The 1,405-nt window shown below is 54.2% G+C and carries 1 protein-coding gene; it reads left to right on the forward strand.

Features of this window, described 5'->3' with window-relative positions:
* The coding region (locus HMPREF2757_RS03700; RefSeq protein WP_176745877.1) for an alpha/beta fold hydrolase at window positions 1-1,405 on the forward strand (1,405 nt) is incomplete at both ends.

Genomic DNA, 1,405 nt, shown 5'->3' on the forward strand with positions numbered 1-1,405 from the left:
ATCGACTGGTCTGCCAAGAACTGTGAAGCCCTCGATTTCGACGACTCGGCTGACATGGTTGACATGCTCGGGCGTGCGCCTGAGTGCGGTTACATGATTGCGCCGATTGATGCGAAGAACCCGGCCAAGGGCAACATCGCAATTGCGGTCAAACGTGTCAAGGCCGGAAAGCTGGAGCAGCTTAAAGACAGTGTAAAGTTCACGCCGAATAAAAAGCCGCAGGGCTCCATCCTGTTTAATGCCGGACGCCCTGGCCAGCCCGGCCTGAGTCACGCCGATGGGCAGGCGTACACCAATTTCGAGATTGCCGAGAACTTCGACATGGTGGGTTTTGATCCCCGTGGTGTTGGCGATTCTATGCCGTTTTCGGAGTGCGAGTCAGATAAGGAGCGGGATGCTTCGCGTGCTTTGAACCCGTTGAAAGACGGCAGGGACAAGGCTGAAGAGGTCTACAATGCCGAAATCAAGAAGACTGCTCAGGCGTGTTTTGACAACACCGGGAAGCTGTTTGGTCTTGATGCTGAAGGCCGGAAAGACCTGATTAAGCACCTGGGCACGTGGGATGCTGTTGGCGATATGGACATGCTGCGTTCTGTTGTCGGTGATAAGAAGCTGAACTACGTCGGTCAGTCCTACGGAACATCGTTGGGGTATCGCTATGCGCAGAAGTTTGGCGACAATGTCGGCAAACTGGTCTTCGACGGTGTTGTCGACCCGGGCGATGCCGAGGACGCCAAGGCGCTCAAAGAAGTCAATGAACGCTCAGATAGTTTTGCTGATCTCGAAGACCCTGAGGAAGCACCTGCCGGACCAGACAAAGCCAGCAAAGGCAAGGATGAAACGTCCGTATCCGGTGGAGGCAAAGCCAGCGGAAAACCTGACCTCGATGGCTTGAACGCCAATCAGAAAAAAGCTGTTGAACAGGGTGCCGGTTTCCAGAACGCCTTTGAAGAGTTTGCCAAAAACTGTGTTGCCGTGGGCCGGGAAGGCAAAACCTACGGCGAACTGTGGCCCCACGACTTTCAGTTTACCCCGGTTGAGAATAAAACCTTCCGGTGCGCTTTGGGTGACACTAACGATGTCAAGGTGCTTACTGAAAACAACACGAAGCTTCTGCAGAAGCTTGAAACAGCCGATGGTGGCAAGGGCCTGCCTACTGGGCGGAAAAATGACAAGCGGCGTGTGACGTTTATGGACGGACGTACGGGAATGTTCCAGGGGCTCGAGAGCACCGACTATTGGGGAAACTTGAATCTTGCGCTGAATGAGCTCAAAGAAGGCAAGTCCGCGCCTATGCTGTTGCAACTCGCTGACTGGGATAACAGTCGCTACGACGGCCACTACGATCCGATGCGCGCAGCGGGAATCAATATTCGGTGTACGGATTCTAATAGGGCTGATGAGC

The sequence above is a fragment of the Brevibacterium sp. HMSC063G07 genome (genome assembly GCF_001810665.1).
Classification (GTDB): Bacteria; Actinomycetota; Actinomycetes; order Actinomycetales; family Brevibacteriaceae; genus Brevibacterium.